Origin of the sequence: Haloparvum alkalitolerans, from assembly GCF_050122995.1 — an archaeon.
In the GTDB taxonomy this organism is placed as follows: domain Archaea; phylum Halobacteriota; class Halobacteria; order Halobacteriales; family Haloferacaceae; genus Haloparvum; species Haloparvum alkalitolerans.
The window spans coordinates 12298-33621 of record NZ_JBNLIA010000017.1 but is presented as its reverse complement, the minus strand read 5'-3'; the positions used below and the strand labels follow the sequence as shown (position 1 = coordinate 33621).

Sequence of the window (21324 nt, the reverse complement as noted above, 5' to 3'; positions counted from 1 at the left end):
CGCGGTCGCGGCGACACGCTCCGCGGTCGCCGCGGCGCGCGCCGACAGCACAGCACCGCCACCGCAACCGCACCGCCGAACGTTTTTCGTGGAACCCGCGGAACTCCCGCCGTGAGTGCAGCTTGATCGGCCCGACCGCAAGTCGAACACGAACGTCGGCGTGTCGCGAAAACCCTATTTCCCGGCGTCACGGAGAGGCGTACAGTGCCGACGTTCCGCTACCCCTGTCCGGGCTGTCGCACCACCAACAGCCTGCACGACGCCGACTGCGACTTCGAGGGGGTCGACTGGCCCGACATCGAGCGCGCCTACACCGACCTACTCGCGGTGCTGACCCGCGAGCCGAACGGGATGGCCGAGCCCGCGCTGCGGAGCGCGGTCGACGGCGAGTGGTCCGGGCTCCACAAGGCCGCGCTGTCGACGCTCGAACGCGAACAGCGGATCGTCGAGGAGGACGGCTCGCTGCGACTGCTCACGGCCGCGGAGTTCAAGGAACTCGTCTCCGAGCCGACCCGCGAGCCGATGCGGACGCTCTACGAGCACGGCTCCGTGCCGGGGTGTCACGACAACGCCGTCTTCGCGATGATCGCGTGGTACGAGATGGTCGGGCTCTCGTGGGCGGAGACGAAGGAGAACGTCGTCGAGTGGCTCCACACCTCCGGCGCGTGGGACCGCGGCGGCTTCGAGGAGGCCTCGCCCGCGGAGCTCGTCGAGAAGAAGCGCCACGTCTACGAGTCGGGCTACGGCTGGAAGGAAAAGGCGCAGGCGGCCAAACGCGTCATCGAGCACGCGCGGTAGCGAAGCCGACGAGTCGTCGCCGGGGCGACGCTCGGGGACCCTCTCGCGGTCGCTCGCCGGTGACGCGACCGCGACAGCTTTAGCACGCCGGCCCGCCTCTCGGGAGGCATGATCGACGGCGCGGCGATTCCGGCGTGGCCCGCGGTCGGGTCGATCGCGGCCGGCGTCGGGACGCTCGCGCTGATCCGCTACCTGGCGCGACACCGCGGCAAGCCGGGCGCGGGCTGGTTCCTCGCCACGCTGCTGGCGCAGGCGACGTGGTGTTTCGCCTACGGGGTTTCGCTTTTCACCTTCGACCCGGTCGTCCGCCGACTGCTGGAGTCGCTGGTGTGGTTCGGCATCGTCTGGACCGGGGTCACCTTCCTCGCGTTCGCGCTGGAGTACACCGGCCGCGGCCACGTGATCCGGAGCCGGCTGTTCGCCCCCTTCGCCGCGGTCGCGGCGATCACCACGCTGTTGGCGATCACCAACCCCCTCCACGGACTGCTGTGGACCGACTTCGCGCTCGACCCGGCCTTCGGCGCCGCGACGGTCTCGTACGCCCTCCAGCCGTGGGCCTACTTCGCGGTCGGCGTCGCGACGGTCGCCGTCGCGAGCGCGGTGTTCCTGCTGGTGGACACGCTCGTCGATTACGGGCCCCTCTACCGGCGGGAGGCCGCGGCCGTCGCCACGAGCGCGCTCCCGCCCGGCTTCGCACTCCTTGCGTGGACCGCCGGCGTCGGCCCCGTCCCGCAACTCAACCTCGCGCCGGTCCTCTTCATCCCGCACATCGTCCTCGACGCGTACGCGTTCGGCCGCGCGGAGATGTTCGAACGCGACCCCACCGCCCTACGGGCGGCCGAGCGCACCGCCATCGACGACCTGGCGGACCCCATCGCCGTGGTCGACACCGACCGCCGCGTCGTCCGCGTCAACGCCGCCGCTCGCGACGCGTTCGCGCTCGGCGACGACGAGGCGGTCCGGCTGACGCCGCTCGCGACGGCGCTCCCGTTCGACCTCGACCTGACGGACCCCGACCCCGTCGACGTGCGCTCCGCGGACGGCCGCCGCACCTACGCCGTCTCCGTCTCGCCGCTGTCCGACCCCGCGGGCACCCCGGTCGGGCACACGGTCGTCTTCTCGGACGTGACCGAGCGCGAGCGCCGCAGACAGCAACTGGAGGTGCTCAACCGCGTGCTCAGACACAACCTGCGCAACGACATGGGAGTGGTCCACGGCTACGCGGAACTGCTCGCCGAGGAGCTCGACGACGACCATCACCACCGGATGGCCGACGCCATCGAGCGGCGCTCCGGCGCGCTGCTCGCGCTCGGCGAGAAGGCCCGAACGGTCGAGACGCTGCTCGCGGGCGAGGAGGCCACGCCCCTCGCGCTCGGCGCGCTCGTGGAGCGCGTCGTCGCCGACTGCCGCGAGGAGTTCCCGGACGCGACCGTGGAGCTGACCGTCCGGGACGACCCCACCGCGCCGTTCCCGGAGACCACGGTGGCCGCCGCCGTCGAAAACCTGATCGAGAACGCGCTCAGACACCACGACGACGCGGGCGTCGAGCGCCCGAACGGGGGCGCGTGGACGCGCGTGACCGTCGCGCGCGAGGGCGACGAGGCGGTCGTCCGCGTCGCCGACGACGGGCCGGGGATCCCGGAGGGCGAACTCGACGCCATCGAGGCCGGCCGCGAGACCGCGCTCCAGCACGGCTCGGGACTCGGGCTCTGGATCGTCCACTGGGCCGCGGCCGCGGTCGGCGCCGAGACCGACTTCGCCGACCGTGAGCCCCGCGGGACGGTCGCCACGATCCGGCTCCCGCTCGGGGACGCGTGGACGGCGTCCGCGTCGGCGGCCGCCTCGACCGTCGAGCGCGAGACCGCGAGCGAGACCGCGGGGGAGTGAGGGCGGGGGAGCGCGAATCTAGTCAGGACGATTCGGAGTCACGGTGATGTGAAATACATGTGATTGGATGTTCGTTAACCTCGGATTTCACCGTACGCTTGCTTCTTCATCCGATCATAACGATCACGGGAGCGGATAATCCACTTGTACTCGAACCCCGGCGGTGGGTTCCCCATCCATTCGAGGAATTCTCGCGTTTCTTTGCGAGTGAATCGAATCGTTCCTCTTCGGAAGTCGGGATCGAACCCTTGCTCTTGGAACAAGTCAATCAGGAAATCTTGTCTGTCAGCCTCACTTATCGTTCGGATTGCGGCTCTTGGTGAACGATTTCGATCGACGTCAAGAAAACCATCAGATATGTACCAAAACTTTGCGATCTTTGGCGTCAAGTCGAGGGAATCAGGAATACGCTTTGACCCGCTTCGATACCAAGATCGAAGACGTGTGAAATATGGATGGGCACGACTCCAGACAGTATACATGTCATGGTAGTTCTCCGCTTCTGCATTCGGACTGAATCCCGATTTGCGGTTGTTTTCTGCGAGTTCTTCTGCGGTCTTCTTTAACGAAACACCAGTCGTGAAGATGCCCATCCGATAGTCATACCATTCGAGAAACTGGCGGTTGACCATCGGGACGTGGAAGATACCGTTATCTTTGCCCGACTGTACCGGAATTGATCCGTCGCCCATTAAGAGCCCGATGATCATATCTCTCTTTTCGGGAGGTATTTTCGGATACGGACATCGGCCCCTCGCCCAGTGTGTTCCGACCCGCTTGAACTCCTTCTCGCAGATCGGGCACGTCGCCTCAGTCACTCTGAATTCTCGGCGCTAACATGTATGTCACGTTGCCGAGTCCCTCGCCGAAGCTGTAGTGAAGCTTGACGGGGAACTCCTCGCCGAGTTCGACGACGACCTCCGCGTCGCCGGGGATCGCCTTGTTCATGTCCTTGAGGTAGTCGAGGCTGAACAGGGAGTCGGCGGGGCCGGCCTGCAGGTCGATGAGGTCCTCGCGCTCCAGTTTGAGGTCCACGTCGTCGGTGTCGCCCTCGGCCTCGATGTAGAACGCCTCCTCGGTCTCGTCCACGCGGAGGCGGATGTGGTCGGAGACCATGTCCGCGGCCGTGATACCGCGGTCGAGCTGGGCGCCCTCGACGACGATCTCGGCGGGCAGGTCGAGGTCGGGGATGTCCGGCTCCTGGCGGATGGAGTCGGGGTCGATGAGCGCGAGCGTGTACGAGAGGCCGTCGACCTCGATGTGGAGCTTGCGGGTCTCCTCGTCGAGTTCGAGGTGGACGAGGTCGCCGGAGTTGGCCATGCCGGCGATGTCCTGCAGGCGCGCGAGGTTGACGCCGATGACGCCCCCGTCGGCCTCGTAGGACTCGAAGGCGGCGGCCTCAAGCGAGAGGTCGACCATGCCGACGTTCGCGGGGTCGACGGCGCGGATGGCCAGTTCCTCCTCGTTCAGGCGGACCTTGCACTCGTCGACCAACACGCTCACCGAACCGAGCGCGTCCTGGAGCGTCGACGCACTCACGATGGCCTTGAACATATACTGCGGGCTACGGCGGTATCCCGTAAAAAGGCACCCGATTCGTTGTAGTTTGTTCGCGCGGGCGGCCGCGGGTGACGCGCGGCCGAGCCGGTGCCGGCCGCGGCGCGACCGAAGGCCTCGGTCGACCGCTACGCCACGAGCGGCTCGACGAGTTCGCGGCCCGCCTCCAGCAGGCCCGCGACGCGCGCCTCGTCGTCGGCCTCCGCGTAGACGCGAAGCTTCGGCTCCGTCCCCGAAGGGCGGATCAGGAGCCACGAGCCGTCGTCGAGGAGGAGTTTGAACCCGTCGAGCGTGACCACGCGGGCGACCTCGTGACCGACCACCTCGTCGGGGATGTGGTCGGAGAGGTCGTCGATCACGCGCTCCTTCTCGTCGTCCGGACAGGGGACGCTGATCTTGTCCGCGACGATCCGGCCGTGCTCGGCCTCGATGCGGTCGACGCGGGCGTCGAACCCCTCCTCGGTCGCCGCGGCGGCCGCCAGCAGCGCCATCAACACGCCGTCCTTCTCGCGGACGTGACCGCGGAGCGTGAAGCCGCCCGACTCTTCGCCGCCGAACAGCGCGTCGTGTTCCGCTATCGCCTGCGCGACCCACTTGAAGCCGACCGGCACCTCGTAGGTCTCCTCGCCGTGCGCCTCCGCGACGCGGTCGACGAGGAACGTCGTGGAGACGGTCCGCACCGCGGGCCCCGACCGCTCCGCGAGCAGGTGGTCGTAGCAGGCGACGTAGAACAGGTTGGCGTCGAGGACGCCGCGCTCCGGGGTACACACGGCCACGCGGTCGGCGTCGCCGTCGTTGGCGACCCCCAGGTCCGCGTCGCGGGCCGCGACCGCCTCGGCGAGGGCGTGGAGGTTCTCCGCGCTCGGCTCCGGCGCGCCGCCGCCGAAGTCGGGGTCGCGCTCGCCGCGCAGCGTGTGGACCTCCGCGCCCGCCGCCCGGAGCAGGTCGTCGGTCACCCCGCGGCCGCTCCCGTGCATCGCGTCGTAGACGACCGAGAGCCCGGAGAGGTCCGCGCCCACCAGTTCGCGCGCGGCGGCGGCGTGCTCGCTGGTGAAGTCGTGTCGCCGGACCGTTCCCCACGCGTCCTCGTCGTCGAGGGGCGAGGGCGTCGCGAGGCGCGCCTCCACGTCAGCGGTCACCTCCGGGAGCGCGGGCGCGCCGTCGCTCGGGATGAACTTCACGCCGTTGTACTCGGGGGGGTTGTGCGAGGCCGTCACCATCAGCGCGCCCGAGAGGTCGTGCTCGACGACGCCGAAGGCGACGACCGGCGTCGGCACGTCGCGCTCGGGGAGCAGCACGTCGAAGCCGTTGCCCGACAGCACCTCCGCGAGGCTCTCGGCGAACCCCTCGGAGGTCTCGCGGGCGTCGTACCCGACGAGAACGGGGGCGTCGCGACCGGCGGCCGCGAGGTGGTCCGCGACCGCCTGCCCCACCGCGCGGACGCGCTCGTCGGTGAACTCGTCGAGCGTCGCCCGCCAGCCGTCCGTCCCGAAGGAGATGGCGTCCATGCGGGAGGCGTGGCGCGGCGGCGGCTTATAAGACGTGACTCGATGCGCGGGACGAGGGGACCGGACGCGCCGACCGCGCGGGCCGAGGCAGGACGCTCACTCTCTCGTCAGCGTCAGGACGTGCCTGGTCAGCGAGCGGTGGACGCGGCGCTCGAAGGTCGCGTCGACGCGCCAGCCGGCACCCCGCGCCTCGCTCCGCCAGTCGCGGTCCGCGACGAGGACCGCCTGCGGCGCGACGCGGGCCGTCTCCGCGAGCGCGCCGGCGACCAGATCCGCCAGGTCGTGGGTCGCGATCTTCGACTGCCGGCCGTAGGGGGCGTCGAAGGCGACGCCGTCGACCGCGTCGTCGCGCAGAGGGAGCGCGGTGGCGTCGCCGCGGCCCACGTGCCACTCGGGGTCGTCCGGGCCGCCGACGTACTCGCGGAGGTTGCGCCGGGTTCCCCGGACCATCTTCGCCTGCGCGTCGGTACCGACCGCCGCCGCGCCGACGAGCCCCGCCTCCACGAGCAGGCCGCCGGTGCCGCACATCGGGTCCAACAGTCGGCGGCCGGGCGCGGCGCCGGCGAGGTTGGCGTACGCCCGGGCGTCGGCCGGCGCCATGCTCCCGGGCTGGAAGAAGGGCCGGTCGGTGGGCTTCGGCGCGAAGTCGCGCCGCCCCTCGCGGGCGACCCACCCCAGCGCCGCCACCGAGGCCTCGCCGCCGTCGGCGCCGGCCACGGCGTCGTGGTCGGGGCGTCGCCCGGCGGCGAACAGCGCGCGGAGCGTGTGGTCGGGATCGTCGAGGTCCACCTCGAACCCGCGGTCGACCAGGGCCTGCCCGAGCGCGCGTTCGGCGTCGCTCGTCGAGACCCCGGAACTGCCGCGCACGTCCCGCGCCCGGACGGCGACGGTCCCCTCGCGGTCGGTCCCCGCGGCTTCGAGCAGCGCGACCGCGGCGTCGACGTCGGCGTCGGTCCGCCCGATCGCCTCGTGGGCGGCGCGCGTGTACGCCAACCGCTCGACCGCCGGCCCGGCCGCGCCCGCCCGGGCGATCCCCGGCGCGAGGAGTTCGACCCCGGCCGCGGCGCTTTCGGCCTCGTGGGCCGCGAACGCGTCCTCCTCGCCCGAGAGCTCCAGCCAGTACACGTTCGCCGGGAGGTCGGCGGACGGCAAGAGCGTGGCGAATGGCGGGCCGCGAGTATCCGCTGCCTTCGAACGCCAGCCGCCCTCGGACGCCACCCGCCCCCGGACGCCAGCGGTCCGCGTTCGCTCGCCATCCGCGTCCGAGCACTGCGGGCTTCCGTTCTGATGACAGAACCGAGAAACAAGCTCGCGGCGCGAGGCGCGGAGAAACGTCGGGACGCGACCGGCTCGAACGGGGGCGGTCGCTCTCGGCATCAGAAACGTGACGTATCGGCGTGTGACGAACCTTTTTAAATTCGTCACGCGACGTTCGACGCGTTGATGACCGATCCGAAGGACACGATCAACATCGAGAACGTCGTCGCCTCGACGGGGATCGGCCAGGAGCTGGACCTCCAGAGCGTCGCGATGGACCTGGAGGGCGCCGACTACGACCCCGAGCAGTTCCCCGGACTCGTCTATCGCACGACGGACCCGAAGTCGGCCGCGCTCATCTTCCGCTCCGGCAAGATCGTCTGCACCGGCGCGAAGTCGACGGACGCCGTCCGGCGTAGCCTCGACATCGTCTTCGAGAAGCTCCGGGAGCTCCAGATCCCCATCGAGGACGACCCCGAGGTGACGGTCCAGAACATCGTCACGAGCGCCGACCTCGGCGAGGACCTGAACCTGAACGCCATCGCCATCGGCCTCGGCCTCGAGCACATCGAGTACGAGCCGGAGCAGTTCCCCGGCCTCGTCTACCGACTGGAGGAGCCCGAGGTCGTCGCGCTGCTTTTCGGCTCCGGGAAACTCGTGATCACCGGCGGCAAGGAGCCCGCCGACGCTGAGGCGGCCGTCGACGTGATCGTCGACCGACTCGAGGACCTGGGCCTGCTCGGCTGAGGCGTCCCGAACCGCGGGCGCTTTAGCCCCGCCCCGTCTACCCCTCTTCATGCTCCTGCAGGCCGGCGTCGGCCCGCTTTCCGTTCTCGGGACGTTCCTCGTGATCGCCGCGTTCCTCACCCTCACCGCGCACCTCGCCGCCAGAAACGTCCTCGGGGACGTGTCCCCGCGCCGCGCGCTCGGCGTCGGTCCCGTCCCCGCCGTGATCGCGGTCGCGGCCGGCGCGCTCTCGCTGCCGGCCGCGCTGGCGCTGCCGGCCGCGGTCGTTCTGGACTGGCTCGCGGTCCGATGGCGCTACGAGGTCGAGGGGCGGACCACGACGCTGATCACGGTGATCCACTTCACCGTCTCCGTCCTGATCGGGATCGTTCTCGTCGCGGCCGCGGTGCTTCTCTCCTCGCGCCCGGGATAGCGCTCCCCGGGAATCGAGGGACCCAGCGTCCCCGGCTCTCCTCGCAGTTTTAAGTCGGTCCCGGGCGGGCATCCGACATGGACATCCTCGCGACGCTTCGGCGCGCCGCCTGGCACGGCGGCGAGGCGCGCGTCCGCGCGCCGCTCAGGCTCGGGGTCGGCACGCTCCTGCTGTTCGCGGTCGCGGTCGCCGTCGTTCTGGTCCTCGGTGCGTCCGGGCTGGTCGCGCCGGCCGGCGGCGGGCTGGCGCTGACGGGCGTCGTCTCGCTTCTCGCGACCGTCGGTGGCCTCGCGCTCGCGGCGCGGTTCGTGGACCGCCGGCGCTGGACCGACTACGGGCTCCGGATCGACCGCGCGTGGTGGGTCGACTTCGGCTTCGGCCTCGCGCTCGGGGCCGGGCTCCAGACCGGCATCTTCCTGGTGGGCTGGGGCGCCGGCTGGTACGTCCCGACCGGCACGTTCGTCTCGGAGGGCTCGTTCGTCGCCGGCTTCGCGGTCGTCCTCTTCCTGTTCCTCTCCGTCGGGATCTACGAGGAACTGATCTCGCGCGGGTGGCTCCTCACGAACGTCGCGGAGGGGCTCCGGTTCGCCGGCGATCGGACGGCGGTCGTCGTCGCGACGGTCGCGTCCTCGGCGGTGTTCGGGGTCCTCCACGCGACCAACCCCGGCGCGACGGCGCTCTCGACGGCGATCATCGGGCTCGCGGGCGTCTTCCTCGCGCTCGGTTACGTGTTGACCGGCGAACTCGCCATCCCGATCGGCGTCCACGTGACGTGGAACCTCGTGCAGGGCGGCGTCTACGGCTTCGGCGTCAGCGGCCTCGGCGTGCCCGCGACGGTCGTCGAGACGCGCGTGACCGGCCCGGAGCTCGTCACCGGCGGCTCGTTCGGCCCGGAGGCGGGCCTGCTCGGGCTCGCGGGGATCCTCGTCGGCTCCGCCGCGACCGCGTGGTGGGTCCGCTACCGGACGGGGGCGGTCCGGGTCCACCCCTCGATCACGGAGCCGGACCTGTTGCCCGGCGGGGAGGAGTGACGGAACCTCGCGGGCATCACAAACACCATACTCCCTCGGCCCGGTCCATTCACCAACGGACCACATGACCGAGAAACGCGAGTACACCGGCGACTACCCCGAGAAGACCCTGTACATCCCCGGCCCGACGGAGGTGCGCGAGGACGTGATCGAGGCGATGGCCCAGCCGATGTTCGGCCACCGGATGGACCGGATGACCGACCTCTACACGACCATCGTCGAGGACACGAAGGAGTTCCTCGGAACGGACAACGAGACGATGATCCTCACCGCCTCCGGCACCGAGTTCTGGGAGGCGACGACGCTCAACCTCGTGGACGAGGACGGGAGCCTGCTCGTGCCGACCTGCGGGAGCTTCAGCGAGCGGCACGCCAACGTCGCCGAGCGCCTCGGGCGGAACGTCGACCGCCTGGAGTACGAGTGGGGACAGGCGGTCAAGCCCGAGGACGTCCGCGAGGCCATCGAGTCGAGCGATAAGGAGTACGACGTGGTCGCGTGCGTGATGAACGAGTCCTCGACCGGGATCCGCAACCCCATCGAGGAGGTTGGCGACGTGGTCGCGGAGTACCCGGACACATACTTCGTCGTCGACGCGGTCTCCGCGCTCGGCGGCGACGCGGTCGACATCGACGCCCACGGCATCGACGCCATCTTCGCCTCCACGCAGAAGGCGTTCGCGATGCCGCCCGGCCTCGCGGTCTGCGTCGTCAGCGACGAGGCCTACGAGCGCGAACTCGAGAAGGACTCCGCCTCGTGGTACGGCGGCTTCCAGCGCGCGCTCGACTACTACGACCGGAAGGGGCAGACCCACTCGACGCCCGCGATCCCGGTCATGTTAGCGTACCGCAAGCAGATGAAGCACATGCTCGAGGAGGAGCTCGACGCCCGCGACCGGCGCCACCGCGAGATGCAGGAGTACGTCCACGAGTGGGCCGCGGAGCACTTCGCGATGTTCCCCGAGGCGGGCTACGAGTCGCAGACCGTCGCCTGCATCGAGAACACGCAGGACATCGACGTCGCCGCCACCATCGAGGCGGTCTCAGAGGAGTACGACATGGTGTTCTCGAACGGCTACGGCGACATCGGCGAGGAGACGTTCCGGATCGGGCACATGGGCGAGCACACGGTCGAGAGCGTCAAGGAGCTCACCGACGCCATCGAGGACGTCGCCGACCTCTGAGCGCCGCGAAACGGTCGCCGACCTCGCGCTGCAGCCGCGAGAAACCGGTTATCGACCGGCTACCAAGCTGCACTCACGGCGGGAGTTCCGCTTTATCCGGCAAAAATGTTCGTCCGGCGAGCGGATACACTGCTGTGGCGGTACTGTAGCGGTGCCGTGCTGTCGGCGCGCGCGAGAAACGCGCGCGAGGTCGCCGGCGTCGCCGTGAGCGCGGTGCGGAGCGAACGGCGGCTCGAAAACCTGCGGTTTCCGGTGCGCTACCGCACGCCGGCTGCTCGAAAATCTCCGATTTTCGGTGGAGCCCGCAGCCGCGGTCGCGTGGCAGTGCGGTCACGCGACCGCGGCTGCGGCGAGGTTGGGGAGGTACGAGGCTGCTGTGCGGTCGCGGTTCGGGGTGGGACTGAAAGGGGCAGCCGGCTCGATCCGGCCCCGGCGCCTCAAACACTCGCGTCGGGCTGTGTGGAGAGACGCGAGCGCGCAGAGCGTACCGCGGCCGGTCGAGCCGGCTGGGGCTTTCTGGGTGTTGCTGTCCAGATCAGACGGATCGACAGCAGGAGCAAAAAAAGTCCGAGCGAAGCAGGTGGAGTCGGCGGAGACGCTTCGAGGAACGTCACTCTTGGGAACTGGGCTGCCGCCGGCCGAGAAGACTCATAAATCGTCGTCCTATGCGTCGGAAAGAGCGTCGAACGTCTTCTCGGCCCACTTCACGGCGTATGGCGCGCCGCGGTCGCGGAAGGCGGTCGTGTCCAGCGCCGCGAACGGCGCCGGGAGGTCGAGGCCGTGTCTGACCGCCGAACAGGCGTACTCGGTCGCGTTCGCGAAGTCCGTCTCGCCGCGGGCGACGAGGCCCGGAAGCTCCTCGAGCCGGTCCGTCAGGCGCTCGCCCGCGTCGACCCACGCGTCGTGGAGGCGCTCGCGCTCGGGGTCGTCCGCCCACTGCTCGAACGTCTCGCGCGTCTGCAGGCCGACCCACGCGTCGAACAGCGCGTTCGCGACCTGGTAGACGTCCGTCGGGCCGTAGCCCGCGGGGTCCTCGGGATCCCGGATCGCCGCGTCCAGATCGGCGTACCGCTCGCCGAAGAAGGGGAGGAAGTGCTCCGGGATCCCGGTCGCGCCCTCCGGCATCGCGGCCGCGCCCGCGACAGCGCCGGTCGGGGGGTCGGCCCCGACCTCGACGAACGCCTCCGCGAGCAGGAACGCGAGGAAGTCGTCCGGCGTGGTCTCCGCGCGGCGCTTCACGAGGACGGTCTCGGGCGCGGTCTGGTCGGTCCAGACCACGGTCCCGCCGCCGGGCATCCCGACCGTGAACTCGGGACCGGCGTAGCTCCGGAGGGTCTCCGGCGCGTCCTCGGGGAGCCAGTCGGCCGGGTAGCTCGCGGGGCGGAGCCGGTCGACGAACAGCCCGAGGTCCTCCGCGACCGCGGGCGGGACCGTCTCGAAGTCCGCCTCCGCGTCGAGAACGGGCGCCTCGGGCGCGTGGGCCTCGCGGACGGCCGCCACGTCAGCGGGGAGCTCTCGGGACGCGAACATTCAGGCGAACACGTACATCAGGACCACGAGTACCGACAGCAGCGCCGCCGATCCGACCGTTCCGACCACGATCTTCGTTGCCTTGCTCATGCCCGAACCTGCGGCCGCGCCCCGCTTAAAACCATCCAGTTCCGCGCGACCGCGGCCGGGAGTGTCCCGGTCCCGTCAGCTCCCCGCCGTCTTCGCGACGCGGAACCAGTCGCCGTCCCACGTCAGCGCGTAGCCGAGCACCGACGACAGCGTGAGCACGCCGAAAAACGGCACCAGGAGCGGCGTCGCCAGCCAGACCGGATGCGCGCCATTGACGGCCCCGTCCGCGCGGTCCCGGACGATAAGCCCCCCGACGGTGGCCCCCACGACGAGCACGGGCGCGAGGTAGAACGGCGCCAGGTCTGCGAGCATCAGGACCGCGAACTTCGAGGCGAGCGTCAGCGTGAGCAGGCTCCCCAGCATGCTGGAGACGAGGCGGCCGAGCGAGAGCAGGCGCCGACGGTGGCTCCCGTCGCCCTTTCCGAGCAGGGTTCGGTGGAGCACCTCGACCTGTCCGGTCCGCCAGCGCTTGCGCTGGCCCCACAGGTCGCCGAGCGTGTGGGGCGCCTCCATCAGGTTGACGTGGTTGCGACACTGCTCGACGTCGAGCCCGTGTCGGTAGCAGGCGTGTGCGAACTCCAAGTCCTCGGTGAGGCAGTCGGCGTACCCCCCGACCGTCGCCAGCGCCTCGCGGGTGAACGCGGTCGAGGAGCTCCGGCAGTTCGCGAAGCCGGTCAGCTCCACCGGCTTGTAGCTGGCGTGGAACAGCGCGCGCTCGCAGTACGCGAGCGTCTCGACGAGCCCGGTCGGTTCGGGGACCCGCCGCCCCTGAAACACGTCCGCGCCGTCCGCGAGCGCGCCGACGGCGGCCGGGACGAAAGAGGGTGCCACCACCTCGTCCGCGTCGAACACGAGGAAGTGCTCGGCGTCGGAGCGTGCGACCGCGTCGTTGATGGCGCCCGCCTTCGACCCCGGGCGCCCGTTCTCCAGCACCTCGACCGCGGGGTGCTCGGCGGCGAGCGCCTCCGCGACGCCCCGGGTCCCGCAGTCGCCCGGCTCCGTTATCACCCGGATCCGCAGGTCGGCGTACTCGCTGTCGAGCAGGCTCTCGACGCTCCGCTCGAGAACCTCGCCGTCCCGATACACCGGGATCAGGGCATCGACCGTCGGCCCCTCGTACAGGTAGCGGTCCTCATCCCGCCGGCGCGTGACCTCCCACAGAAGGAGCCCGCCCGCAAGGGTGAAGAAGGCCGTGAAGCCGACGAACGTCGCGACCGCGTCGAGGTAGAGGACGCGCAGGCTGATGACCCACAGCGCGAGCGTGACGCCCTGCACCTGCACCCCCTGCCAGAGGCCGACGCCGAGCAGCGTCGCCGACCCCGTGAGCACGCCCGTCCGCTCCGCGGCCCGGCGAACGACGGCATCAGCCCTGTCGAAGACGCTCCGCAGCATACGCGGCCGAACGGCCGCTCGACACATAAGTTCTGTCGTCCGCGAGGACACGGAATTGTGAACCGTTGGCACGGTTTTCGGGGCATCCCGGAGCGCCGTTCGCGGGTCGCCGGGCGCGCATTTATGACCCACGCGACGGAACGACTCCCCCATGCACGTACGCGACGCCGTGGAGGCCGACGCCGAGGCCGTCGCCGCGCTCGCGTCGCGGCCGGTCGACGCGGTCCGCGACGCCGTCCACGAGCGGTCGGTTCGGGTGGCCGTCCGCGAGTCGGACGCGGGCGGCGGGCCCCCCGACGACACCAGCGATCCCGGCGACCCGACGGAGCCGTCGGACCCGGCCGGCTACGTCGCCTTCGACGCGCGCCCGGACGCGGTCCACGTCACCGGATTCGCGGGCGATCCGGAGGCCGTCGAGCGCCTGCTCGCGGAGCCGGTCCGGTTCGCCGAGCGCGAGAAGATGCTCGTCGAGGTCGTCGTCGAGGAGACCGCGAACGGTCAGCGTGAGGCGGTCGAGCGCGCCGGCTTTTCGGCGGTCGGTTCCGGTCCGCGGTTCGAGGGGACGCCGACCGTGCGGTACCGGTTGGACCCGGCAGCCTCCGGCAGCGAGACGTAAGGTCACCGGCGCCGTTTCCTCACCGGTCCTCACCGACCTCAGGAGAACTTCCTGACCGTCATCTCCAGCGTGTCGAGGTCGAGGATGGGCGCGAAGCCCGCGTCCGGGTCGATGTTGACGGACTTCTGGAAGTCGGTCTGGGCCTGCCAGCAGCCGGAGTTGACCGCGAGGACGTTGTGGTACTTCCCCCAGCCGAGCTTGTGGACGTGGCCGGTGTGGAACACGTCCGGCACGTCGTCGATGACCAGGTAGTCGCGGTCCTCCGGCGCGACCCGGGTGTGGCCGCCGAACTGCGGCGCGACGTGGCGCTTCTTGAGGAGCTGGTACATCGCCTTGTGCGGCTCGTCGTAGCTGGCCTTCTCCTCGGGCAGCTCCGCGATCACCTCGTCGAGCGAGACGCCGTGGTACATCAGGACGGAGACGTTCTCGACGGTGACGGTCGCGGGGTTCGAGACGATGCGCGCGTCGTGAGCGGACATGATCTCCCGGAGCTCGTCGTCGAAGCCGGGCTGCGGCTCCGCGAGCCGGACCGCGTCGTGGTTGCCCGGGATCATCACGATCTCCGTGTCCGCGGGCACCTCCTTGAGGTACTCCGAGAAGCGCTCGTACTGCTCGTAGATGTCGACGATGTCCAGCTCCTCGTCCTGGTTCGGGTAGACGCCGACGCCCTCGACCATGTCGCCGGCCAGCAGGAGGTACTCGACCGGCGCGGCCTCCTCGGTGTGGAGCCAGTCGGTGAAGCGGTGCCACGCGTCGGCCATGAACTCCTGGGACCCGACGTGGACGTCCGAGATGAGCGCGGCCTGCACGTGTCTGTCCGCGGTGTTCGGGCGGTGCGTCCGCGGCACGTCCGGGAAGTGGAGCGCGTCCGCGAACAGGATCCCGCCGTCGTCCGCGAGCGTCCCGTCGACCGCGACGCACTCGTCCAGCAGGAGTTCGTCGACGTTGTCCGCGATCCCCTTGTCCTTCATGATCAGGGCGGGGAACGTGCCCGTGGTGTCCTCCAGCTCCACGAGCCAGTGGCCCGACTTCGTCGAGCGCACGTCGTTGACGAGCCCGATCATCGCGGCGTCGCTCCCGCCCGGCATCGCGTCGATGGCCTCCGCCGGCCGGTGATTCACGCGCCCGCGGAGGACCGACGAGAGGCGCTCGTACCGGTCCCGGAACGTCCGGACGAAGTCGCCGTACTCGCCCGTCCCGGTGCTGTTGCCGGTCATGTCGTTGGCGATCGCCAGTTCGCGGAGCGAGAGGTCGCGATCGTGGGCGGCGTCGACCGTTGTATCTCCGTCTTCATCCCCCTTCGTTTCGACTGGAGTCCCGACTGCTTCTGATGGTGGTTTATGCGGTGTGTCTCCAGTCGAAACGGAGGGGTCCTGATCGGGGGCCTCATCGGGGGCCTTAGCGGGATCCTCATCGGGATCCGCAGCGGTGGTCGGCGACGACGAACCCTCCCCGGTCGTTGCGGTCGTCTCTCCCCGAGTGGCGGTCGCGGCGTCCGCGTCCGGAGCGGTCGGCGCGTCCGGGGCGCCGTCGGCGTCGAGGACGGCGCGGACGTGTTCGGTGGTGATTCGGAGGGCGTCGTCGGGCGCGTGCTCGACCGCGGCCTCCAGCGTGAGCGCGGGGTTCGGTGCGCCCGCGAGCAGGGTCACCGCCTCGCGCTCGGCGTTGTAGCCGCGGCTCGCGAGTTCGCTCACGATCCGGGACGACGACTCCAGCGGCACACCGCTTCGGAAGGACAGGGCGGGCAAAAGCGTGCCGGACCGATCGGGTCGCGTGTCGGGGGCGGACTTCCGGACGCCGACGGCGCCGGAACCCAGAAGTTTCAACACCGGACGTGGCCAACCCGCAGGCGATGGAACCCGGGGATACCCCGCCGACCGACGACGAGGACGAGCGGGAGGGCCGCGATCCCGGGACCGAGACGACGGACGCCGACGATGGGGGCGAGGAGGGCGATGGGGGAGACGGGCTCCCCGAGGACGGTCCGTTCGGCGGCAACGACCGCCAGTACGCGGGCGCAGACTCGGAGCGCGATAGCGGGACGGCCTCGACCGCCGCCGACGCGCCGAGCCCCGAGCGCGGGACCGCGGCTGCGGAGCGCGAGGCCGCGACGGGGGACGGAAGCGGGGCGGACGCCGACCTACTGAGCAGGTTTCTGCACGCGAAGTCGGGGCCGCTCATGTGGACCCGCGAGTTCCTCTCGAGCGCGGTGGTCGTGCTCGCGGTCGGGCTGTTGCTGTTCGGGATCAGCGGCGTCTGGCCGCCGATGGTCGCCGTGGAGTCGGGCAGCATGGAGCCGAACATGGAGAAGGGCGACCTGATCGTCGTCACCGAGCCCGGTCGGTTCGCTCCGGACGTCGCGACTGCCCAGAACGGCATCGTCACGCAGGAGGAGGGGCAGTCGGCCGACTACCGCACGTTCGGCGGCTACGGCTCCGTCGTCGTGTTCGACGACCCGAGATCGGGCGGCTCGCCGATCATTCATCGAGCGCACCTCCGGGTCGAGGAGGGCGAGAACTGGTACGACCGCGCCAACGAGGAGTACATGAGCGCCGACAGCTGTGCGGAGCTACGGAACTGTCCCGCGCCCGCGACCGGCTACATCACGAAGGGCGACAACAACGCCCACTACGACCAGGCGCAGGGGATCGCCCGCGTCGTCCGCGACGACTGGGTCACGGGCGTCGCGCGACTCCGCATCCCCTACCTCGGCTGGATCCGACTGATCGCGACCGGGCAGGCGACCCTGTTCGGCGGCACCGCCTTTTCGGGAACCTTCGGCGGCGCCTTTTCGGGTGTCGCGGGTGCCGGGGCGGGCCTGATCGGTGCCGGTGCGGTCGCGACGCGCCGGCGCGCGTGACCATCTCGTCGGACGGCTTCCGAAAACTGGCCGACTGGTTGTCGACAGGCGACTTCCGAAAACTGGTCGACGGACGGCTTCGGAAAAGCGACGTCGGCGAGAAACCCTCGAAGAGCCGGCGGTCGATGTTCCGGCGTCAGTTGTCGAAGCGGGCCTGGACGAACGGCTGCGCGTTCTCGATGTCGCCGAGTCGGGAGTCCGACAGCAGGACGGCCTCGGTCTCGTCGATGGGGACGGAGAGGCTCATCTCCTTGGTGCGGCCGTAGCGGCCCTTCGAGACGACGACCGCGTTGACGATGCCGAGCATGTCGAGCTCGCTGATGAGGTCGGTGACGCGGCGCTGGGTGAGTACGTCGGCGTCGATCTCCTCGCAGAGCCGTTTGTAGATGTTGAACACCTCGCCGGTGTTGATGTTGTGGACGCCGTTCTTCTCCAGCAGGATGACCGCGAAGAGGACGATCTTCGACTGGGTCGGGAGGGTGCGGACGACCTCCACGACGCGGTCGAGTTCGATCTTGTCCTGGGCCTGTCGGACGTGCTCCTCGCCGACGATCTCCGCCTGCGAGCGTTCGGCGAGTTCGCCGGCGGTCCGGAGCAGGTCGAGCGCGCGTCGAGCGTCGCCGTGTTCCTGGGCGGCGAACGCCGCGCACAGGGGGATCACGTCGTCCGTGAGCGCGTCGGGCTTGAACGCCGCGGTCGAGCGGTGCTGGAGGATGTCCCGGAGCTGGTTCGCATCGTACGGGGGGAAGACGATCTCCTCCTCGCCGAGGCTCGACTTCACGCGCGGGTCGAGGAAATCGGTGAACTTCAGGTCGTTCGAGATGCCCATGATGGAGATCCGGGAGTTGTCGAGCTCGGAGTTCATCCGCGAGAGGTTATACAGTGTGTCGTCCCCCGATTTCTCGACCAGCTTGTCGATCTCGTCGAGCATGATGACGACTACGCGCTCGTTGTAGTCGACCGCGTCGAAGAACGTCGTGTAAACGCGGTCGGTCGGCCACCCGGTCATGGGCACTTCCTCCATCTCCTCGCGGTCGTCTTCCAGTTCCGCGATTCGATCGTCGACTTCCGCGATCGAGTCGAACGCCGAGGGATCGATGGGGTCGACGGCCTCAGCGTCTGCGGTGTCGGTGGTCGTCGCGTCGGTGGTCGTCGCGTCGGTGGTCGTCGCGTCGGTGGTCGTCGCGTCGGTGGTCGTCGCGTCGGTGGTCGTCGCGTCGGTGGTCGTCGCGTCGGTGGTCGTCGCGTCGGCGTTTACCGCGTCGTCGCCTTCGTCGGCACCCTCGTCGTCGAGCCGCGAGCGGAGGTCCCGGAGCCGGTCGAGTTTGTCGTCGATGACCTCCTGGTTCTTCCGGATGAACTTGTTCGCGAGTTGCGCGAGCACGCGGTACTGGGTGTCGGTCACCTCGCAGTTGATGTACTCGACCTCGCAGGGTACGTCGTACTTCTGGGAGGTGGACTCCAGCTCGTTGGAGACGAACTTCGCGGACGCGGTCTTTCCGGTCCCCGTCTTCCCGTAGATGAGGATGTTGGAAGGGGTCTCGCCGCGCAGCGCGGAGACGAGGATCGTCGCCATCTGGTTGATCTGGTCGTTCCGGTGCGGGAGCTCGTGGGGGGTGTACGACGGGCGGAGGACCTCCTTGTTCTCGAAGATCGGCTCGCCGGAGAGCAGGTCGTCGAACAGCCCTCGACTGTCTTCGTCTTCGTCGGGTTCCTCGTCGAGGACGTCGCCGACCAGGTCCACGTCCGGAGACGACCGGTCGCGACCGGAGGTCGACCCGACTTCGAGGTCGATGTCGGTCGCTTCCCAGTCGGCCCCCTCAGCGCCGTCCGCGTCTGCCGAAGGCGGTGTCTCGCCGTTCACCGAAGACGGTCTGGTCGAGGACTCGGACTCCCCCTCGGTGTGCGGTACCGGGTCGGGCGAGTTCGGCTCACTCGAGCCATCGACCGCAGCGTTGCCATCGACAGCAGCGTTGCCGTCGACCGCAGCATTGCCATCGACCGCGACGTCGCCACCGACTGCAGCGTCGCCATCGACTGCGGCGTCACTATCGGTTTCGTTATCCGTGTCTGTCGAGGTCGCGGCGTCGGGCTCCTCGTCGTCGGCGTCGGATACGGTCCCGTCGTCAGTTGCGGACGCGGCATCGGATCGCGACGCGGTCTGTTGGTGGTCGTCGTTCGTGTCGTCCATGGATACCCCCCAATTTCAGGTGGAAAACGCGCCCGGGAATGGTGTCAGATCGTCCCTATCTGCCGAATACGAGCTTTCCGGCGTGAATATATCCGCCGGGCGCGTCCAATTGATGCAGGCGAACCAGATGAACAGACGGAATAAAAGTGTTCCCCTCTCCAGTTGAAGCAGGGGGCGAGTGAGCCACCACGGAGCCCAACCGATCCAAAGCGGCGGCGAGACCGACGTCGATGAGCCACCGAGATAGGGTCGGTACCGGTCGGATCTCGGAGAAACAACCGAGAAATCGATAGCCTACGGTTGCAGTCGATAATGGGGGCAGCATTTCAGGTGGATACGGAACGTCAGGAGGATGCGGAAGGGAGAACCTCCACTCGTCGTCTTTCGTCGGAGAAGTGCGTCACAGAAACATCGAGGCCAAGCGGGGAGCGTTTCGACTGAACTGAGCGCTTCGGCTGAATGTCGACTGAAGGCTTCGGCTGAATGTCGACTGAGGGGAGTCGTTTCATGGTTCGGAGCTGCCTGGCCAACTCGACACGAGGGGAGTATTGGCCGGATCGAGCCGGCAACCGTGAAGACACGTCGTGTACCGCGGGTATCTTCGTTCCGAAAAAGTCGGTATTCAGTTGTCGGTGTTCTGTTGTTACCGACAGGGGGCGGGGTGTCGACGGGAAACGGGGGGTGGTGGGGTGCCCCCCACCCCTTCGTTTCGTGTGGAGCGGTGGATGGTGGGTGGGGGGGGAGGGGGTCTATTATTTCCGGTGGCTTTAACACGCTACTTCTAAAACAGTACCCGTAATACAGGAAGACAAGAAATATATCGGCTGTTCTTTCCTGTTGGTTGACGCTTCTCTCCGAGAATACCCGCCCAACGACAAAACCACCCTCCCCAACCAAACGTTCCACACGAAACGAAGGGGTGGGGGAGGTGGAACCTTCGTCTCGAGCGAGGTGACTGTCCGTCCGGAAACTGAAGCGACCGCCTATCCGAGCTGCCTATCCGGACTACCTATCCGGAGGACGAAGCGACCCGTTCCTGAAATCGATCGCCCATCTAAGTGAACGCTCTCGCAGTCAAACGGTCACCAGCCGGCCGCTTGACCGGTGGCTTCGAGGCGTCTTCCCCGGTTTTGTAGGTGTGTCTGACGCAGTTGTTAAGTGAGAGCGGCGAAGAGAGTAGCTACAATCCCCGCGCGAGAGAGGGAGGCCGGAATCAGGATGGGACTGCTCACAAATCTCAGGGACAGTATATCACGGGTCTCGGATCGGTTGTTCACCGACAGCGAGCCCAAACGTATCGGTATCTACGGCCCGCCGAACGCCGGGAAGACGACGCTCGCGAACCGGATCGCGCGCGACTGGACCGGCGACGCGGTCGGACCGGAGAGTCACATTCCGCACGAAACGCGGCGGGCGCGCCGCAAGGAGGGCGTCGAGATCGAGCGTAACGGCCGCAAGGTGACCATCGACATCGTCGACACGCCGGGCGTCACCACCAAGGTCGACTACAAGGAGTTCCTCGACCACGAGATGGAGAAGGACGACGCCGTCCGCCGGTCGCGCGAGGCGACCGAGGGCGTCGCGGAGGCGATGCACTGGCTCCGCGAGGACGTCGACGGCGTCATCTACGTGCTCGACTCGACGACCGACCCGTTCACGCAGGTGAACACGATGCTCATCGGCATCATCGAGTCGCAGGACCTGCCGGTGCTCATCCTCGCGAACAAGACGGACCTGCCGGAGTCGAACGTCCAGCGCGTCGCGAACGCCTTCCCCCAGCACGAGACGATCCCGCTGTCGGCGCTGGAGGGCGAGAACATGGACGAAGTGTACGACAAGATCGCGGAGTACTTCGGATAATGCCCGAAGTCACCTCCGACGAATCGGCGGACGAACCGGACGACGGCGTCCAGATCGACCTCATCAGCGGCGCCCGGATGGAGGGGCTCACGAGCATGGAGAAGATCCGGCTCATCCTCGACGGCGTCCGCGACGGAAACATCGTCATCCTCGAGGAGGGGCTCTCCCCGGACGAGGAGTCGAAGCTCATCGAGGTGACGATGACCGAGATCAGTCCCGACGACTTCTCCGGCATCGAGATCGAGACCTACCCCCAGTCGCAGGCGACCGACCAGAGCCTCCTCGACCGGCTGATGGGCCGCGAGTCGGCCAAGAAGCTCACCGTCATCGGCCCGGCCAATCAGCTCGAAACGCTCCACAAGGACGAGACGCTCATCAGCGCGCTCGTCTCCCGGAAGTGAGGCCCCT

At 68.9% G+C, this 21324-nt stretch carries 19 protein-coding genes; 10 read left to right on the top strand and 9 right to left on the bottom strand.

All coding sequences use genetic code 11. The annotated features are described in order from the left end of the window. Positions 1 to 204: 204 nt before the first annotated feature. Both ACQE3L_RS14885 and ACQE3L_RS14880 read left to right on the top strand, forming a co-directional pair. A complete protein-coding gene (locus ACQE3L_RS14885; protein WP_058367627.1) occupies positions 205 to 798 on the top strand; it encodes a DUF7474 family protein in 594 nt (197 codons plus the stop codon). A gap of 108 nt (positions 799 to 906) precedes the next feature. Beyond that, positions 907 to 2685, top strand: coding sequence for a histidine kinase N-terminal 7TM domain-containing protein (locus ACQE3L_RS14880; RefSeq protein WP_426964649.1), 1779 nt, complete (start codon positions 907 to 909; stop codon positions 2683 to 2685). A gap of 74 nt (positions 2686 to 2759) precedes the next feature. On the opposite strand, the gene ACQE3L_RS14875 is transcribed toward ACQE3L_RS14880, so the two are convergent. The 4 genes from ACQE3L_RS14875 to ACQE3L_RS14860 form a co-directional block, all read right to left on the bottom strand. Then, a complete protein-coding gene (locus ACQE3L_RS14875) occupies positions 2760 to 3503 on the bottom strand; it encodes a hypothetical protein (RefSeq protein ID WP_125920049.1) in 744 nt (247 codons plus the stop codon). Beyond that, positions 3496 to 4239, bottom strand: a complete 744-nt coding sequence (locus ACQE3L_RS14870) for a DNA polymerase sliding clamp (RefSeq protein ID WP_426964648.1) — start codon at positions 4237 to 4239, stop codon at positions 3496 to 3498. Before ACQE3L_RS14870 ends, ACQE3L_RS14875 begins: the two co-directional genes overlap by 8 nt. A 131-nt stretch (positions 4240 to 4370) precedes the next feature. Further along, positions 4371 to 5750 carry a phosphoglucomutase/phosphomannomutase family protein gene (locus ACQE3L_RS14865; protein ID WP_426964647.1) on the bottom strand — a complete coding sequence of 460 codons (1380 nt, stop codon included), beginning with the start codon at positions 5748 to 5750 and terminating at the stop codon, positions 4371 to 4373. 96 nt (positions 5751 to 5846) lie between these two features. Further along, positions 5847 to 6875 carry a TIGR01177 family methyltransferase gene (locus tag ACQE3L_RS14860; RefSeq protein ID WP_426964646.1) on the bottom strand — a complete coding sequence of 343 codons (1029 nt, stop codon included), beginning with the start codon at positions 6873 to 6875 and terminating at the stop codon, positions 5847 to 5849. Positions 6876 to 7193: 318 nt separating this feature from the next. Here ACQE3L_RS14860 and ACQE3L_RS14855 point away from each other — a divergent pair, with 318 nt between their 5' ends. From ACQE3L_RS14855 to ACQE3L_RS14840, 4 genes are all read left to right on the top strand, one after another. Continuing rightward, a complete protein-coding gene (locus ACQE3L_RS14855) occupies positions 7194 to 7754 on the top strand; it encodes a TATA-box-binding protein (protein ID WP_426964645.1) in 561 nt (186 codons plus the stop codon). A gap of 49 nt (positions 7755 to 7803) precedes the next feature. Continuing rightward, entirely contained in the window at positions 7804 to 8166 is a 363-nt protein-coding gene (locus ACQE3L_RS14850; protein WP_426964644.1) for a DUF7473 family protein, read from the top strand. A 77-nt stretch (positions 8167 to 8243) separates the two neighbouring features. Continuing rightward, entirely contained in the window at positions 8244 to 9197 is a 954-nt protein-coding gene (locus ACQE3L_RS14845) for a CPBP family intramembrane glutamic endopeptidase (RefSeq protein ID WP_426964643.1), read from the top strand. Between the two features lie 64 nt (positions 9198 to 9261). Beyond that, complete coding sequence (locus ACQE3L_RS14840) at positions 9262 to 10377, top strand: pyridoxal-phosphate-dependent aminotransferase family protein (protein WP_426964642.1); 1116 nt, start codon at positions 9262 to 9264, stop codon at positions 10375 to 10377. A gap of 663 nt (positions 10378 to 11040) precedes the next feature. Here ACQE3L_RS14840 and ACQE3L_RS14835 read toward each other — a convergent pair. The 3 genes from ACQE3L_RS14835 to ACQE3L_RS14825 all read right to left on the bottom strand — a co-directional run bounded on the left by ACQE3L_RS14835 (position 11041) and on the right by ACQE3L_RS14825 (position 13389). Next, positions 11041 to 11907 carry a DUF7089 family protein gene (locus ACQE3L_RS14835; RefSeq protein WP_426964641.1) on the bottom strand — a complete coding sequence of 289 codons (867 nt, stop codon included), beginning with the start codon at positions 11905 to 11907 and terminating at the stop codon, positions 11041 to 11043. Beyond that, positions 11908 to 11997, bottom strand: a complete 90-nt coding sequence (locus ACQE3L_RS14830; RefSeq protein WP_426964640.1) for a hypothetical protein — start codon at positions 11995 to 11997, stop codon at positions 11908 to 11910. 75 nt (positions 11998 to 12072) lie between these two features. After that, complete coding sequence (locus ACQE3L_RS14825; protein ID WP_426964639.1) at positions 12073 to 13389, bottom strand: glycosyltransferase family 2 protein; 1317 nt, start codon at positions 13387 to 13389, stop codon at positions 12073 to 12075. Positions 13390 to 13540: 151 nt separating this feature from the next. Between ACQE3L_RS14825 and ACQE3L_RS14820 the strand changes: the two genes are divergently transcribed. Next, positions 13541 to 14005, top strand: coding sequence for a hypothetical protein (locus tag ACQE3L_RS14820; RefSeq protein WP_426964638.1), 465 nt, complete (start codon positions 13541 to 13543; stop codon positions 14003 to 14005). Positions 14006 to 14043: 38 nt separating this feature from the next. On the opposite strand, the gene ACQE3L_RS14815 is transcribed toward ACQE3L_RS14820, so the two are convergent. Beyond that, positions 14044 to 15726, bottom strand: a complete 1683-nt coding sequence (locus ACQE3L_RS14815) for a DNA-directed DNA polymerase II small subunit (RefSeq protein WP_426964637.1) — start codon at positions 15724 to 15726, stop codon at positions 14044 to 14046. A gap of 131 nt (positions 15727 to 15857) precedes the next feature. On the opposite strand from ACQE3L_RS14815, the gene ACQE3L_RS14810 reads away from it, so the two are divergent. Further along, complete coding sequence (locus ACQE3L_RS14810) at positions 15858 to 16865, top strand: S26 family signal peptidase (RefSeq protein WP_426964636.1); 1008 nt, start codon at positions 15858 to 15860, stop codon at positions 16863 to 16865. A gap of 136 nt (positions 16866 to 17001) precedes the next feature. On the opposite strand, the gene ACQE3L_RS14805 is transcribed toward ACQE3L_RS14810, so the two are convergent. Continuing rightward, positions 17002 to 19056, bottom strand: a complete 2055-nt coding sequence (locus ACQE3L_RS14805) for a Cdc6/Cdc18 family protein (protein ID WP_426964635.1) — start codon at positions 19054 to 19056, stop codon at positions 17002 to 17004. Between the two features lie 1218 nt (positions 19057 to 20274). Here ACQE3L_RS14805 and ACQE3L_RS14800 point away from each other — a divergent pair. Next, positions 20275 to 20916: an Era-like GTP-binding protein gene (locus tag ACQE3L_RS14800; RefSeq protein ID WP_426964634.1), complete on the top strand. Its 642-nt coding sequence runs from the start codon at positions 20275 to 20277 to the stop codon at positions 20914 to 20916. Further along, positions 20916 to 21317 (top strand): DUF2073 domain-containing protein, encoded by a 402-nt coding sequence (locus ACQE3L_RS14795; RefSeq protein ID WP_426964633.1) that lies wholly within the window; start codon positions 20916 to 20918, stop codon positions 21315 to 21317. Before ACQE3L_RS14800 ends, ACQE3L_RS14795 begins: the two co-directional genes overlap by 1 nt. Positions 21318 to 21324: the final 7 nt, after the last annotated feature.